Here is a 15,120-nt window from a genome sequence, read left to right as displayed (position 1 = left end):
GGCCTTTCTGCCGATCACGGGCGCTTGATTTTCGCGGGCTTAAGCACGATATCCGGGCCAACATCCCTGAAACGAGTTCGAGATCAGAGCCGATGACCGAGCAAGACCGGCAACCCCAAGACACGACTGCAGCGACCGGCGAGCCCGTGGTGTCGAAACCCTACATCATGCCGGATGATCCCGAGCCCGGCTCGGTGGAGACGTTGCAGAAGGAAGCCGCCGAGGCGCGCGACCGCATGCTGCGGACGCTGGCCGAGATGGAGAATTTGCGCAAGCGCACCAGCAAGGAGGTCGCCGACGCCCGCCTCTATGGCATCACCGGCTTTGCCCGCGACGTGCTCGACATCGCCGACAATCTCCAGCGTGCGCTCGATGCCGTTCCGGCCGAGGCGCGTGCCGCGGCCGATCCCGGTCTGATCGCGCTGATCGAGGGCGTCGAGCTCACCGAGCGTTCGCTGCTCAACGCGCTGGAAAAGCACGGCGTGAAGAAGCTCGATCCGCAGGGCCAGAAGTTCGACCCGAACTTCCATCAGGCGATGTACGAAGTGCCCGATGCGTCGGTGCCGTCGGGCACCGTGGTGCAGATCATGCAGGCCGGCTACACGATCGGCGATCGCGTGCTGCGTCCCGCGCTGGTCGGTGTCGCCAAGGGCGGCGCCAAGGCTGCGCCCGCGGCGAACAACAACGAGTCGAGCAGCGCTGCGAACTGAACTTGCCGTCATTCCGGCGATGCGCAGCATCGAACCCGGAATCTCGAGATTCCGGGTTCGGCTCTTCGAGCCGCCCCGGAATGACAGCGCAAAGCACCTACGCGCTCACCGCGATATCCGCGGACTGAATCCGCTTCACGCCGGCCTTGGCCATGTCGGCCCAGGCCTTGGCGAGCGAGCCCTGCGTGTCGATGCCGCGGCAGGCGTCTTCCACCACATAGACCTCGAAGCCCGCCTTGCGCGCGTCGAGCGCGGTCCAGGCGACGCAGAAGTCCGTCGCGAGACCCGCGACGAAGACGCGCTTGATCTTGCGGCCCCTCAGGTAGCCGGCGAGCCCGGTCGAGGTCTTGCCGTCGGCTTCGAGGAAGGCCGAATAGCTGTCGACGTTCTTGTGAAAACCCTTGCGGATGATGAGCTCGGCGTGCGGGATCGACAGGTCCTTGGACAGCGCCGCGCCATCGGTCCCCTGCACGCAATGGTCGGCCACAGCACCTGCTTGCCGTAGGGCAGGTCGACCGTCTCGAACGGCTTCTTGCCGGCATGAACCGATGCAAATGAAACGTGGCCCGGCGTGTGCCAGTCCTGCGTCAGTACCACGTTCGCAAATGCCTTCGAGATCTTGTTGATGACCGGAACCACCTGCTCGCCTTCCTTCACCGCGAGGCTGCCGCCGGGCAGGAAGCAGTTCTGCACGTCGATCACGAGCAGCGCGGACGCTTCGTCCGGCTTGATCGGTGCGGCCGCGAACAGCGCGGTTGGCGCGAGAGCTACGAGGGCGCTCGTCCGAAGCGCCGCAAGGATTTGTCGTCGGTCCAGCATCGTCTGTCTCCCCCTTGGGATGAACCCGATGGATCGAGCGTAGCGCCTGCCGCGATTGAACAGAAGCCGGAAAATGCGACGCGGAGTTTCACCCGGGCAGGATCGAGCGGTAGATGCACCGCTCGAACTGTCGATAGACGGTGAGCGCACGCTGGTCGGCGAACGGTAGTATCTGCATCATGATCACGCCTGCGATCCCGGAGGCTGGATCGATCCAGTAGTAGGTGTTGTAGAGCCCGGCCCAGGTCAGGCTGCCGGCTCTGCGGCCCTGCTCCACGGGATCGAGGTTGATCATGTGGCCCAGTCCCCAGCGCAGCCGGTTTCCCGGAAAGAAGTCGACATCGCTGGAGAGGGCCGGGTTCGTCGTCTTCATGATTCCGGCCTGGAGATCCCCGATCTGGTTCTGGGCCATCATCTGCACCGTCTCGGCGCGGAGAATGGTCGTGCCATTACCGCGGCCGTCATTGAGCATGGCCTGGAGCAGCCTGAGATAGTCTGGCGCGGTGGAATTGATGTTGCCGCCGCCTGAGACCTTCTTCTTCGGCTTGCCCTCGAGCGGTTGCGCCACGAGCGATCCGTTGGCTGCGCGAAGATGCAAATTAGCCCGTCGCGTGCACTGGGCCTCCGTTAATGCGAAGGCGGTATCGGCCATGCCGAGCGGGCCGAGAATATGGTCCTGAAAATAGTGATCGAGCTTCTTCCCCGAGGCGATCTCGACCAACCGCCCGACACGATCGAGGCTGCTGCCGTAAGACCATCCCGAGCCCGGATCGAACGCCAGCGGCATGCGGGGCAGCTCGGGCTTGGTGCGAGCGAGCTTAAGATAGCGGGCGATGTTGTTGTCCCAGAGCTGGTAGCTGAGCCCGGATGTGTGCGAGAGCAGGTTGCGCAGCGTGACCGGTTTCCTCGCGCCCCGCAGGATCGGGACGCCATGTGGATCAAATCCGGTCAGAACCCTCGGCGAGGCGAGCGTGGGATCGAGCTTCGCGGTCGGTTCGTCCAGCTTGAGCTTGCCGGCCTCGACGAGCTGAAGCGCAGCAATCGAGGTCACCAGCTTGACCATCGAGGCGATCTTGAAGATGGTGTCCGTAGACATGTCGACGGCCACGCCGATGTCACGACGGCCGAAGGCGCCTTCGTAGATGACCGAATCCTTGTTTGCGGCCATGGCGACGATGCCCGGCACTTCCGCGGCATCGATGCTGGCCTGGAGGTCGGCGTCGAGACCGCGAGCCCGTCCCAATCCACGCAAGGGCGCAGCTGCGCTGATGCGGCACGCAGGCGATGCAGCGCCGGCTGCGGCCAGCGCGATGGCCTGTAGCAGGGTCTGGCGCCGGCTCAGTTTCACTTTCATTTGCCGTCGTTCGAATCTTGGGCTGAAGCGAGGCTGGCTTTGGCAGAGCTGATCTTCTGCCGGATACCCGAGAGCACGGCGTTCCAGCCGCCATTCTTCGGATCGCTGTCGACCAGCGCCTGCATGATCTCGCGGGACGATTCGAAATTCGCCCTCGCCTCGTCGATATTTTCGCGGAGCATGGCGATATCCCCCAGCTCAATGTATGATAATGCGAGGTCCTTGCGCCACCTCATGTTGCTCGGGTCGGCCAGAGTGAGCTGCCTCCTGATCTCGAAAGCAGACTTCTGAAAGTGCGCTGCGCTGTTCAGATCGGCCTGCGATCCCTTGGAATAGTACCCGCCGAGCAGATGATAGGCCCAGGCAAGATCGTATTGATAGGTCCAGTTTTCGGGATCGCTCTTGGCCAATTCCTCGCGTATCGCCAGACAGGCCTTGTATTGCTCCAGAGCCTCGCTCTTGTTCTGCCGCTCGAGATAGCCTCCCATGGCCTGATGAGCCCAGGTCAGGTAGCGGGTGAACTCTGCGTCATTGGGAAAATCGGCATGGAGTCCCTTGAGCAAATTGAGGCTCTTGACGAGGCTGTCCCGCCATTCTTCACGCTTTCCGAGCGCTTGGTAGGCATCGGCGAGGCTGCCGTAGATCAGCGAGACATGCTTGTCGAGCTCGGGCTTCTTACCCCCGAGATTCGCGGCCGTCTGCATCATGATCCGCGCCGTCTGCTGCATGTCCACGGCGGCCTGCGCATTGCGGGTCATGAGCTTGATAAGGTCCGCGCGTTGATAGAGTGAAAGACCGACATCCCTGAATGAGACAGGATCCCAGTCGTCGCGCTGGAGAACCAGGCTCCTGAGCGCGAAGGCCCGGTCGCTGTATTCCGCAGCCTTGTCGAGATTTCCCCACATCTGCGCCACGCTGGCGAATTCGTAAAACTGGTCCGCGATTCCACGTAGAGTCGCATTCCGATTGTATCCGTCGGGATCGGACTCGAGAATCTTCAGAGATTTTTCAAAGGAGCCCTGGGCCTTGCCGAGATCGCCGGCCTTCAGATAGAGCCGTCCGAACTGGCTCATCATGTTGGCGTAGTTGGTCTTGAATTTCGGCTCCTTCGAAAGTTGCTCGGTGGCGTCCTCGAACGACCGCTCCGAGTCTTTGAGAATGTGCTGGAAGGTCGAGATCCGGATACCTTGTGCCTTCTGGAGATTGTCGGCGAGACCGGAAACGAGTTGCCCTACGAGCTTGAGAGTATCCTCGGCCTTGTTCCTCTGCTCTTCGGCTTCGTTCTTCTGTGCTTCGGCAAACTGTCTCTGCGCCTCGACCTGTACGTTCTTTGCCTCGACCTGATGTCTTTGCTCCTCTGCCTCATGTCGCTTCACGAACGCATAGCCGAAATTGTAGAGGGCCAGGGCCCCGAGGAGCGAGGCGATCACGAAATATCGCTTGAACTTGGTCCGCGCCTGTTCGGCTGCCTCACGGGCCGCCCGCTCGACGTCAGCCATCTCGCGGGCTTCCTCGAGCTTTTCGAGCTGTTCCCGGTCGATCCTGGCCTGCTCGAATTCGATGGACCGCGAAATATAATCCTGGAGGTCGTCGATCGTGATGTCGCCGGGGTTTTCCAGCAGGGTGCGGGCGCGTTCGAGCTGGAAACCGCTGGGCAGCAGCAGATCGTCGCGACGCTTGTGGTGCTCCCATTCGGCCTGAGCCTGGAGGATCGCAGCGCGGGCCCGCAGCATGTCGCGGTTGGCATCGACCCATTCGCGCAGACGTGGCCAGGTTCGGATCAGCGCCTCGTGCGCGACTTCTACGGTCGGCCTGCCGGCGCGATCGCGGCCGGTTACCAGCAGCCTCGTCTTGGCCCCGGCAAAGTTCTGCACGATCTTTTGCAGCCCCAGCGCCGTCGGCATCGAGGCGCGGGCACGCGTGTCCTCCTGACCCTCACCGGGTGTGACGAGTCTCAAAAAGAGCTGGCGCGCGGCGACCTTGTCTTCGTTCGACAGGCGCTCGAAATTCCGCTCCGCCGTGGTCCTGATGGCACGCTGGACGCCGCCGGATCGTTCATAGGACACGGCGGTCATGGTGTTGCCGATGCGATAGGCGAAGGTCTCCTTCAGCGCATATTGCAGCAAGGGCAGCATGCCCTCGTCTTCACCAGCGTCGTCCAGAATCCTGTCGACGAGACTTGGCGGATCGAAGGTCAGGCCGGCAATCCTCGCGGGCTGGGTGATCGACAGGTGCAATTCGGAGCGGGGGATCGAGGTAAGATTGACCTGTTGCGCCGGCAGCACCGACCGCAACTGGGGATGGCGCACCAGTGAGTCATAGAAATCGGCGCGAACGGTCGCCACGATCGTGACGGGTGCGGCCTTGGTCGCGCCGAGCAGGAGGTCGACGAAGCGATCTACGTCCTTGCGCTGCTGGATCGCATAGTCGTCGGATCCGGAGCTGGCTTGCGCATAGAGCTCTTCCCACTGATCGACATAGAGCAGTAGCCGGTCCGGCGTCGCTTCGGTTCGGGACAGGTACTCGCGGATGACATGACCGAGCAGATCCGGCGTTCCGGATCGGAGGCGGTCGACCTCCTCGCTGATCTTGGTGGCATAGCTCGCCATCCCTTCATTGTCGCCCCGGACGTTGAAGGCCTCCGCGAGAGCACGAAGCGGATCAGGGCCGGGGCGAAGCGAGAGGACGTGCCAGAAGGTGTCGCGGTCTTGCCGGAGGGCGGGCAGGAGGCCCGCATAGATCAGGGATGATTTTCCGCTTCCGGAGCGCCCCACCACCATGACGAAGGAGTTGCGGCGCGCCTTGGCGACGAGTTCGCCAAGCGGCGTCGAGGTGTCGTCGACCGAGCCTCTTCCGAAATAGAAAAGGGAATCCTCCTCGCGGAAGGCGTCCAGGCCACGGTAGGGACAGAGTTCCTGCTGCGGCAGGGGAGGTTCGGTTTCGCTCCCGCGAATCGTGGCGAGAAGTCGCGCGATCTCGTCAGGCGCATCGGCGATGCGCGTTGCGGCCGAAAGGTCGATCCAGGTCAGGAGATGAAGGAAGCCGGCCGGTGGATCGTTGGTGCCGGGCAGCAGCACCGGGACGATGCGGAAGCTCGGATCCTGCGTCTGACGATAGAGTGCGAACTCGCGCTCGTATTGCTGGGTATTTCCGAAGCCCCTCGGACCGATCAGGATCAGGACGGACTTGGATTTTCCCATCGCGTCTTCGAGCGCCCTGACCCAGGGAAGCCCGGGTGCCAGCTCGCGCCTGTCGAAGAAGGGGCGCAGTTCCGCGCCGCGCAAAAGTCGCTCGATATCTGCTGCGTGCGATGAATCCGCTCGGGAATAGCTAATAAATACGTCAAAATGATCGGCGCGCATCTTGGCCCGCCCAATTAAAAAAACCAACAAACTGTATTCCGGAGCCGTTCCAACTACAAGGCGTAATGCGCGCTACCCTTCCCGCCACGGGAGCGGCAGAAGCGGGGCCCCTCCGTCGATCGGTCGGGCCAGGAGCCTCGGGCCTTACCCCTTCGGCTGAATCCCGTCGCGCACGGCGCGGAAGCGGGTGAAGGCGGCTTGCCACTGGTCGCGCGGGGCGCTGGCGATGATGCGCAACGATGTGCCGCCGCTCGAGAAGCGGATCCACTGCACCACCGTCACAGGGACCTTGTCCTTGCCGCTGACGCCGTCGATCCGGGTCTCGAAGCCCTGCTGGCCGTTGATGCGGATCGGCTCGGACATGGTGATGCGCGACTCGCGCACGCCGGGAATCTGGAGCGCCGCCTCCTGGGCGAAGCGGGCGCGGTCGTCGGCGGCTTGCGGGGTGGCGCCGATCAGGCCGACGATCATGAACGGCCTCGATTCGTAGCCAACGCTCTCATCGCCGTCGGCGAGGATGATGCTCGAGCCCGGTGCCAGGGTCCGGATGTCCTTGAAGTCGGCGAGATCGGAGATCTTGAACGGCAGCAGCGCGATCTGCTCTTCGGCCGAGACCTGCCTGCGGGTGGTGGCGCTCGCGAACATCTGCCGCACCGCCTCGTCCGTGTAGATCTTGGTCGCATTCTCCGGGATCTGCACCGCGACATAGCCGGAGAAGCCGGCGCCGGGCACGATCATCGAATAGCGCTTCACCGGCGTATCCGCGGCCTTGCCGCTTTCGGTGGTGAAATAGGCAAGTCCTGCGGGGGTCTCGACCTTGTCCTGCTTGACGCCGCCCGTCCCGCCGGGATTGGAATTGAAGGCGCTCACGACCTCGCCATAGGCGGCCGGCGGCAGCTCGGTGACCAGCACCTTGACGTTGCCGTCCTCGCTCTCGAAGCCCGGAAAGGTCTTGGCCGTGTTGAGGCCGATCAGCGGCACCATGCCGAGACGCAAGCCGGGTGGGAAAACGACGTCGGCGGCGAAGGTCGGAAGCGCTGTTACGGCGAGGAGGGCGAGCGCGGCGAAGGGGCGGATCAGCTTCATGGCCACTCTGATTGGTTCACATTGAGGCCGTTCGATGGTCGGCCACCGGTCCGCTTTGTCGCGCGAAGCAGCTGCGCCGGCCGTGCGGTCGGTCCGCCTTTTAGCCGGTTTGGCCTCGCTGCAACAGGCCGGGCGGGGCTCGCGGGTGCGGGGGCTTGCCGAAGCCCGGACCTGTTAATAATTCCTCACCCGCAAGGGCGGTTGAGCCCGGATATCACCCTCCAAAACCCGATGTTTTAGCGGCAGAAACCTAGCTTCGGTCCTTGCGGGCCCCTCCCCCCCTCCTATATGAGCCTCAATCATCGCAATATCGCGGATGTTTGATCTTAGGGGGTTTCGGTTCGGGTGCCTCTTGGGCCCAGCCAACCTGCCGCAAAAAGAAGGATATCAGGACCATGGGAAAGGTCATTGGGATCGACCTCGGCACCACGAATTCGTGCGTCGCCGTGATGGATGGCAAGAACGCCAAAGTCATCGAGAATTCCGAAGGCATGCGCACGACGCCTTCGATCGTCGCCGTCACGGATGACGGCGAGCGCCTCGTCGGCCAGCCGGCCAAGCGCCAGGCCGTCACCAATCCCGAGCGCACCTTCTTCGCAGTGAAGCGCCTCATCGGCCGCCGCTACGACGACCCGATGGTCGAGAAGGACAAGAAGCTCGTCCCGTACAAGATCGTGAAGGCTTCCAACGGCGACGCCTGGGTCGAGGCCGACGGCCAGACCTATTCGCCCTCGCAGGTCTCGGCCTTCATCCTGCAGAAGATGAAGGAGACCGCGGAAGCCCATCTCGGCCAGAAGGTCGACCAGGCCGTCATCACCGTTCCCGCCTACTTCAACGACGCCCAGCGCCAGGCAACCAAGGACGCCGGCAAGATCGCGGGCCTCGAAGTGCTGCGCATCATCAACGAGCCGACCGCGGCCGCGCTCGCCTATGGCCTCGACAAGACCAAGGCCGGGACCATCGCGGTGTACGACCTCGGCGGCGGCACGTTCGATATCTCCATTCTCGAAATCGGCGACGGCGTGTTCGAGGTGAAGTCGACCAACGGCGACACCTTCCTCGGCGGCGAAGACTTCGACATGCGCCTCGTGGGTTATCTCGCCGACGAATTCCAGAAGGAGCAGGGCATCAACCTGCGCAACGACAAGCTCGCCCTGCAGCGCCTGAAGGAAGCCGCTGAAAAGGCCAAGATCGAGCTGTCCTCGACGACGCAGACCGAGATCAACCTGCCCTTCATCACCGCGGACCAGACCGGCCCGAAGCATCTGACGATGAAGCTCACCCGCGCCAAGTTCGAGGCGCTGGTCGACGACCTCATCCAGAAGACCGTCGAGCCCTGCCGCAAGGCGTTGAAGGACGCCGGCGTGACCGCCGGTGAGATCGGCGAGGTCGTGCTGGTCGGCGGCATGTCGCGCATGCCGAAGGTCCAGGAAGTCGTGAAGCAGCTGTTCGGCAAGGAGCCGCACAAGGGCGTCAACCCGGACGAAGTCGTGGCGATCGGCGCTGCGATCCAGGCCGGCGTGCTCCAGGGCGACGTCAAGGACGTGCTGCTGCTCGACGTCACCCCGCTGTCGCTGGGCATCGAGACGCTGGGCGGCGTGTTCACCCGCATCATCGACCGCAACACCACGATCCCGACCAAGAAGAGCCAGGTGTTCTCGACGGCTGAAGACAACCAGAATGCCGTCACCATCCGCGTCTTCCAGGGCGAGCGTGAAATGGCGGCCGACAACAAGATGCTCGGCCAGTTCGACCTGATGGGCATTCCGCCGGCGCCGCGCGGCATGCCGCAGATCGAGGTGACCTTCGACATCGACGCCAACGGCATCGTCAACGTCTCGGCCAAGGACAAGGCCACCGGCAAGGAGCAGCAGATCCGCATCCAGGCCTCCGGCGGCCTGTCGGAAGCCGACATCGAGAAGATGGTCAAGGACGCCGAGGCCAATGCCGAGGCGGACAAGAAGCGCCGTGAGGCCGTCACCGCCAAGAACGAGGCGGATGGCCTGGTGCATTCGACCGAGAAGGCTTTGGCCGAGCACGGCTCGAAGGTTGCCGAGAGCGAGCGCCGCGCCATCGAGGATGCCGTCAGCGACCTCAAGGAAGCGCTGAAGGGCGACGATGCCGAGGCGATCAAGGCCAAGACCCAGACGCTGGCGCAGGCTTCGATGAAGCTCGGCGAGGCCATGTACAAGCAGCAGGCCGAGGCCGACGCCAAGAAGGATGCGGCCAAGGACGACGTCGTCGACGCGGAATTCACCGAGGTCGACGACGACAAGAACAACAAGAAGTCCGCTTAAGCCCCGAGAGGGTGACGATGCGGACGGCTTGGACCCCACACACGCTACCGGCCTCCTCCCTCGCGGGGGAGGCCGTCGTGTCGTCGGGACGGGCGGGCCAGGACCCCTTTAAGGTCGGCCCCGTTACGATCGATCAATTCCCAGCCGTTATTCTCAGCGCTGCCAGGCTGCCCTCTGCCGCAAGGCCGAAGGGCGCTCATTCCGCCGCATGCCAGCGTTGTTCCGCGCCAACTTGAATCGCGATTGGATAGACCGAGCTCATCATGTCCACGTCCACCAAGCGCTGCTATTACGAGACCCTCGAAGTCGAACGCGACGCCGACGAAGGCAAGCTGAAATCGTCGTTCCGCAAGCTGGCGATGAAATTCCATCCCGACCGCAATCCCGGGGATGAGACCAGCGAAGTCAAGTTCAAGGAAATCAACGAGGCTTACGAGGTCCTGAAGGACAAGGACAAGCGCGCCGCCTATGATCGTTACGGCCACGCGGCGTTCGAGCAGGGCGGCGGCTTCGGCGGCGGCGCCGGTTTTGGCGCGGGCTTCGCCTCCTCTTTCTCCGACATCTTCGAGGATCTGTTCGGCATGGCCGGACAGCGCGGCCGCGGCGGCCGCGAGCGCGGCGCCGACCTGCGCTACAATATGGAAATCACGCTCGAGGAAGCCTTTGGCGGCAAGACCGCGCAGATCGAGATACCGGTCTCGGTCACCTGCGAGGCCTGCTCGGGCATCGGTGCCAAGGCCGGCACCAAGCCGAAGACCTGCTCGACCTGCGGCGGGCAGGGGCGCGTGCGGCAGTCGCAGGGCTTCTTCACGCTGGAGCGGACCTGTCCCGGCTGTCAGGGTCGCGGCCAGATGATCGAAGACGCCTGCCCATCCTGCTCGGGACAAGGGCGGGTGACCCGCGAGCGGACGCTCTCGGTCAACATTCCGCAAGGTGTCGAGGACGGCACTCGGATCAGGCTCGCAGGCGAGGGCGAGGCCGGCGTCCGCGGCGGGCCGCCGGGCGACCTCTACATCTTCCTCTCGCTGGCCCAGCACCAGTTCTTCCAGCGCGACGGCGCGGACCTGCATTGCCGCGTGCCGATCTCGATGGTGACCGCCGCGCTCGGCGGGGAATTCGAGGTGCCGACCATCGACAAGGGCAAGACCAAGGTGAAGGTGCCCGCCGGCACGCAGTCGGGCCGCCGATTCCGCATTGCATCAAAGGGTATGCCGGTGCTGCGGTCGCGCCAGATGGGCGACATGTACGTTCAGGTCATGGTCGAAACCCCGCAGAACCTCACCAAGAAGCAGCAGGAATTGCTGGCCGAGTTCGAGAAGCTCTCTTCCGGCAACACCCAGCCGGAAGCCGACGGTTTCTTCGCCAAGGTCAAGGACTTCTTCGGCAATCGGGCGAATTGACTCGTCTTGACCGTATCGCCTCCGGCCTATACGTCTTTATGACCATTTTCTGACACGCCGCGGTCCCGCGGTTCCGTCCGGTCCCGACATGCCCTTGCCATCGTCCGCGCGTGCGTTGAAGAAGCCTCGTCTCGACGACGAGGTGCGCTTTCTCAGATCGTGGATCGAAAAGCCTCTGCACATGGGCGCGGTGATGCCGTCCGGCAAGCTGCTGGCACGGACCATGGCTCACTATGTCGATCCCGATTCCGACGCACCGGTGGTCGAGCTCGGACCCGGCACCGGCGCCATCACGTCCGCGCTGATCGAGCGCGGGGTCGACCAGAAGCGTCTCGTTCTCGTCGAATACAATCCCGGCTTCTGCGCGCTGCTGCGCGACCGCTACCCGCAAGCCAAGGTGGTGCAGGGCGATGCCTACCGCCTGCGCGACACGCTCTGGAACGTGCTGAGCGCGCCTGCTTCTGCGGTGGTCTCGGGCCTGCCGCTGGTGACGAAACCGATGCTGACGCGGCTGCGGCTCGTCCGCGACGCCTTCACCGCGCTCGCGCCCGGTGCGCCCTTCATCCAGTTCACCTATGCGGTGGTGCCGCCGATCCCGAAATCGCTGCCCGGCGTGTCCACAGAGGCCTCGGAACGGATCTGGATGAACCTTCCGCCGGCCCGCGTCTGGGTGTATCGCAAGCATTAATTCCGCCGGCTCCTCTTTGCGCGGCGGGCTCGTTTCGCCGAACGCGTGGAATTGGATGCCAGCGCCCAAGATCCTGATCATTCCCGGCTCGCTGCGCACCGGCTCGCATAATGCGAAGCTGGCGGCGGTGGCGGCCTACGAATTTGTTCAGGCCGGCGTCGACGTCACCCGCATCTCGCTCGCTGATTTTCCGCTGCCGATCTATGACGGCGATCTCCAGGCCAAGTCCGGCGTCCCCAAGCACGCGATCAATCTGAAGCGCATGATCGGCGCGCATCACGGGGTCCTCATCGTCTCGCCGGAATACAACGCCTCGGTGCCGCCGCTGCTGAAGAACGCGATCGACTGGGTCAGCCGCGTGCACGAGCTGCACGAGGCGCGCGGCGAGGTGTTCCGCAACCGCGTCTTCGCGCTTGCCGGCGCGTCCCAGAGCCGGTTAGGTGCCGCCCGCGCGTTGCAGGCCCTGCGGCTGATCCTCTCCGCCTGCCACGCCAACGTGATTGCCAGCCAGCTCACGCTCGCCTTTGCCGGCGAGGCCTATGACGACAGGGACAGGCTGAAGAACGAGGGCGATATCGCCGCGCTGAAGGAGCTGGTGGCGCAGTTGATCGACGTTTCCCAACGCATGATGTGAGGTGACATGACGCCAGCCGAGATCGCCCCGAAGGACCGCCTGATCGTTGCGCTCGATCTGCCGAGCGTTGATGCCGCGGAGGCGATGATCGCGAAGCTCGGCGACAGCGTCACGTTCTACAAGATCGGCTATCAGCTCGCTTATGCCGGCGGCCTGCGGCTGATCGGCAAGCTCGCAGATAGCGGCAAGAAGGTGTTCGCCGATCTCAAGATGCACGACATCGGCAACACGGTCGCGCGCGGCACCGAGAGTGTTGCGAAGCTCGGCGCGACCTTCGTCACCGTGCACGCCTATCCGCAGACCATGAAGGCCGCCGTCGAAGGCCGCGGCAGCGCCAGTCTGAAGATCCTCGCCGTCACGGTGCTGACGTCCTACAACGACGACGATCTGCATGCGGCGGGTTATCGGCTCAGCGTGTCGGAGCTGGTCGAGGCGCGTGCGCAGCAGGCGCAGGTGCTCGGTGTCGACGGCCTCGTATCCTCGCCGGAGGAGGTAGGGGCCTTGCGCAAGATCGTCGGCCACCAGATGAGCCTCGTCACCCCCGGCATCCGTCCGGCGGGCGCGGCCAGCGGCGACCAGAAGCGAATCATGACGCCTAGCCGTGCGATCGCCGCCGGCGCGGATTATCTGGTCGTCGGGCGTCCGATCGTGGAAGCTGCCGATCCGAAGGCCGTCGCAGAGGCCATTCAGGCTGAGATCGCGCAGGCGCTTGGCTAATCAACAACAGGGAGAAGAACAATGGCAAAGGGTTACTGGATCGGGCGTGTCGACGTCAGCAATGACGAGGGCTACAAGCCCTACGCGATCGCCAACGGCCCGATCTTCAAGAAATGGGGCGGCCGCTTCGTCGTCCGCGCCGGCAAGTTCACCGCCGTCGAAGGCGCCAGCCGCAACCGCAACGTCGTGATCGAATTCCCCGATTACGAGACCGCGCTCGCCTGCTACAACTCGCCGGAATACCAGGCCAACATCAAGGTGCGCCAGCCGCACTCGATCGCCGACCTCATCGTCATCGAGGGTTATGACGGTCCGCAGCCGTCTTAGACGGCGGCGCGCGCCGTCATTCTTCACGCGACGGGCTGATCAGCGAACGCCCTTCGCCTGTCCGTCGGCTCGCCAAATTGTGGCGAGATCGGCGCCCAGGTACATACAAGCGGATGCAGTGGGGCCGGTTCCAGCACTTTTCCTGAAGGGGAAAGTCACCGCGTCACCTGCTCCCGTCGCGCTCTTCACTCAGCTTTGTTCCAAGGATTCTTTTGTCCCCAAATGGGGATTGCGACCCTGCCCAATTTTCATTCAAGGTTGCTTTGCTCGAACTGTACAACAGGGACGATGAGAGGTCAGCCCAAGCAAGGCATACGTCCCTGACCGGAGGCAAGCCTACCCGCATCACGAAAACCTTGAATCAAGGAGCGGAAGTCATGGCACTCATCAACGGAACGGCAGGCGACGATATCATTCCTGGAACGGCAGCTGACGACCAGATCAACGGGTTGGCAGGCAACGATACGATCACCGGGTTGGACGGCGCCGACCTCGTCAACGGAGGCGCGGGCGATGACAACATCGATGGCGGCGCCGGCGACGATACGCTGAATGGCAATGCCGGTGTCGATACGATCGCGGGTGGCGACGGCGACGATACCGTCAGCGGCGGTGCGGGAGACGACGATCTTTCGGGCAATGCCGGCCTCGACACGATCCACGGCAACGCAGGCAATGACACGATCGACGGCGGCCTGGGGAGCGATCAGCTCTATGGTGATGCAGGCGCCGACTCCGTCCACGGTGGAGATGACGATGACGCCGTTTACGGCGGCGCCGGGGCCGACACCCTTTGGGGAGACGCTGGCAACGACACGCTGAATGGCGATGCCGGCAATGACACGCTGCATGGCGGCCTCGGAGACGACACGGCGAACGGAGGCCTCGGCGACGATGTCATCAACGGCGACGAGGGCAATGACACGCTGAACGGCGGTCTCGGAAACGACACGTTGAATGGCGGTGCCGACGACGACGTCCTGAACGGAGGCGCCGGCAATGACACGCTCAACGGCGACGATGGCAACGATACCATGAATGGAAACGCCGGAGCCGACCTCATGGAGGGCGGCGCCGGGACCGACACGATGTCAGGCGACGCCGGAGACGACACCATGTCGGGCGGCGCCGGCGATGACACCATGAACGGCGGTGACGGCGACGACGAACTCAGTGGCGGCACCGGCAATGATACGCTGAACGGCGACGCGGGCGATGATACTCTTGCCGGCGGCGACAACAACGATACGTTGAACGGCAGTGACGGCGCCGACACGCTCGCGGGCGGAAATGGCAACGATACGCTCGCCGGCGGCGCAGGCGATGACGAGCTGGACGGCGGTAACGGCAACGACGTGCTCGACGGAGGCACGGGAGACGACGTGGTGACGGGTGGTGCGGGCGCCGACACCTATCATTTCGGCGACGACACCGCCACCAACTTCGGTGATGACGAGATAACGGACTTCAGTCTCACCGATGGTGATCTGATCCAGGTCGATGCTGCACCGGGCTTCGACCCGACCACGGTCGTCGTCAGCGATGATGGCACCAACACTGTGCTCGACTTCGGCTTCGGAACGATCCAACTCGACGGCGTGACCGGAGGCGCAACGCCATTCACGACGATCGATGACATCAATGTGGCCGCGGGCTCCACGGTCATTGAAGTCGTGTGAGGTAAGTTCGGCGGGGCGGCTACCGATCCGCCCCGCCACTGCATTTC

General features: G+C 63.8%; 12 protein-coding genes. 8 read left to right on the top strand and 4 right to left on the bottom strand.

The annotated features are described in order from the left end of the window. Positions 1 to 92: 92 nt before the first annotated feature. Entirely contained in the window at positions 93 to 710 is a 618-nt protein-coding gene (grpE, locus tag AC24YW_RS22965; RefSeq protein ID WP_487484831.1) for a nucleotide exchange factor GrpE, read from the top strand. Between the two features lie 97 nt (positions 711 to 807). Here grpE and AC24YW_RS22960 read toward each other — a convergent pair whose 3' ends face one another. The 4 genes from AC24YW_RS22960 to AC24YW_RS22945 form a co-directional block, all read right to left on the bottom strand. Continuing rightward, the gene (locus AC24YW_RS22960) at positions 808 to 1,197 is read right to left on the bottom strand and encodes an isochorismatase family protein (RefSeq protein ID WP_487484830.1); all 390 of its coding nucleotides are present in this window, start codon (positions 1,195 to 1,197) and stop codon (positions 808 to 810) included. Positions 1,198 to 1,617: 420 nt separating this feature from the next. Next, on the bottom strand, positions 1,618 to 2,883 hold the full coding sequence (locus AC24YW_RS22955; RefSeq protein WP_487484829.1) for a serine hydrolase domain-containing protein: 1,266 nt from the start codon (positions 2,881 to 2,883) through the stop codon (positions 1,618 to 1,620). After that, entirely contained in the window at positions 2,880 to 6,245 is a 3,366-nt protein-coding gene (locus tag AC24YW_RS22950; protein WP_487484828.1) for an nSTAND1 domain-containing NTPase, read from the bottom strand. The genes AC24YW_RS22955 and AC24YW_RS22950 overlap by 4 nt, the downstream gene beginning before the upstream one ends. A gap of 144 nt (positions 6,246 to 6,389) precedes the next feature. Beyond that, positions 6,390 to 7,331 carry a hypothetical protein gene (locus AC24YW_RS22945; protein WP_487484827.1) on the bottom strand — a complete coding sequence of 314 codons (942 nt, stop codon included), beginning with the start codon at positions 7,329 to 7,331 and terminating at the stop codon, positions 6,390 to 6,392. A gap of 395 nt (positions 7,332 to 7,726) precedes the next feature. Between AC24YW_RS22945 and dnaK the strand changes: the two genes are divergently transcribed. The 7 genes from dnaK (at position 7,727) to AC24YW_RS22910 (ending at position 15,073) form a co-directional block, all read left to right on the top strand. Then, complete coding sequence (gene dnaK / locus AC24YW_RS22940) at positions 7,727 to 9,628, top strand: molecular chaperone DnaK (RefSeq protein WP_025033017.1); 1,902 nt, start codon at positions 7,727 to 7,729, stop codon at positions 9,626 to 9,628. A 263-nt stretch (positions 9,629 to 9,891) separates the two neighbouring features. Further along, positions 9,892 to 11,028, top strand: a complete 1,137-nt coding sequence (gene dnaJ / locus AC24YW_RS22935; protein ID WP_487484826.1) for a molecular chaperone DnaJ — start codon at positions 9,892 to 9,894, stop codon at positions 11,026 to 11,028. An 88-nt stretch (positions 11,029 to 11,116) separates the two neighbouring features. After that, on the top strand, positions 11,117 to 11,716 hold the full coding sequence (locus AC24YW_RS22930; protein WP_172787786.1) for a class I SAM-dependent methyltransferase: 600 nt from the start codon (positions 11,117 to 11,119) through the stop codon (positions 11,714 to 11,716). A gap of 55 nt (positions 11,717 to 11,771) precedes the next feature. Next, positions 11,772 to 12,350 carry an NADPH-dependent FMN reductase gene (locus AC24YW_RS22925; RefSeq protein WP_487484825.1) on the top strand — a complete coding sequence of 193 codons (579 nt, stop codon included), beginning with the start codon at positions 11,772 to 11,774 and terminating at the stop codon, positions 12,348 to 12,350. A 6-nt stretch (positions 12,351 to 12,356) separates the two neighbouring features. After that, positions 12,357 to 13,067, top strand: a complete 711-nt coding sequence (pyrF, locus tag AC24YW_RS22920; RefSeq protein ID WP_487484824.1) for an orotidine-5'-phosphate decarboxylase — start codon at positions 12,357 to 12,359, stop codon at positions 13,065 to 13,067. A gap of 21 nt (positions 13,068 to 13,088) precedes the next feature. Continuing rightward, positions 13,089 to 13,394, top strand: a complete 306-nt coding sequence (locus tag AC24YW_RS22915) for a DUF1330 domain-containing protein (RefSeq protein WP_487484823.1) — start codon at positions 13,089 to 13,091, stop codon at positions 13,392 to 13,394. A gap of 377 nt (positions 13,395 to 13,771) precedes the next feature. Next, a complete protein-coding gene (locus AC24YW_RS22910) occupies positions 13,772 to 15,073 on the top strand; it encodes a calcium-binding protein (protein WP_487484822.1) in 1,302 nt (433 codons plus the stop codon). Positions 15,074 to 15,120 lie beyond the last annotated feature (47 nt).

This window comes from Bradyrhizobium sp. USDA3516, assembly GCF_057651995.1.
This window is presented reverse-complemented; position numbering and strand designations above follow the sequence as displayed.

Bases quoted from the DNA above. Each gene is read 5' to 3' on its own strand.
- pyrF (WP_487484824.1), top strand. From the start codon at position 12,357: ATGACGCCAGCCGAGATCGCCCCGAAGGACCGCCTGATCGTTGCGCTC.
- AC24YW_RS22950 (WP_487484828.1), bottom strand. From the start codon at position 6,245: ATGCGCGCCGATCATTTTGACGTATTTATTAGCTATTCCCGAGCGGAT.
- grpE (WP_487484831.1), top strand. From the start codon at position 93: ATGACCGAGCAAGACCGGCAACCCCAAGACACGACTGCAGCGACCGGC.
- AC24YW_RS22915 (WP_487484823.1), top strand. From the start codon at position 13,089: ATGGCAAAGGGTTACTGGATCGGGCGTGTCGACGTCAGCAATGACGAG.
- dnaK (WP_025033017.1), top strand. From the start codon at position 7,727: ATGGGAAAGGTCATTGGGATCGACCTCGGCACCACGAATTCGTGCGTC.
- AC24YW_RS22925 (WP_487484825.1), top strand. From the start codon at position 11,772: ATGCCAGCGCCCAAGATCCTGATCATTCCCGGCTCGCTGCGCACCGGC.
- AC24YW_RS22955 (WP_487484829.1), bottom strand. From the start codon at position 2,883: ATGAAAGTGAAACTGAGCCGGCGCCAGACCCTGCTACAGGCCATCGCG.
- AC24YW_RS22910 (WP_487484822.1), top strand. From the start codon at position 13,772: ATGGCACTCATCAACGGAACGGCAGGCGACGATATCATTCCTGGAACG.
- dnaJ (WP_487484826.1), top strand. From the start codon at position 9,892: ATGTCCACGTCCACCAAGCGCTGCTATTACGAGACCCTCGAAGTCGAA.
- AC24YW_RS22930 (WP_172787786.1), top strand. From the start codon at position 11,117: ATGCCCTTGCCATCGTCCGCGCGTGCGTTGAAGAAGCCTCGTCTCGAC.
- AC24YW_RS22945 (WP_487484827.1), bottom strand. From the start codon at position 7,331: ATGAAGCTGATCCGCCCCTTCGCCGCGCTCGCCCTCCTCGCCGTAACA.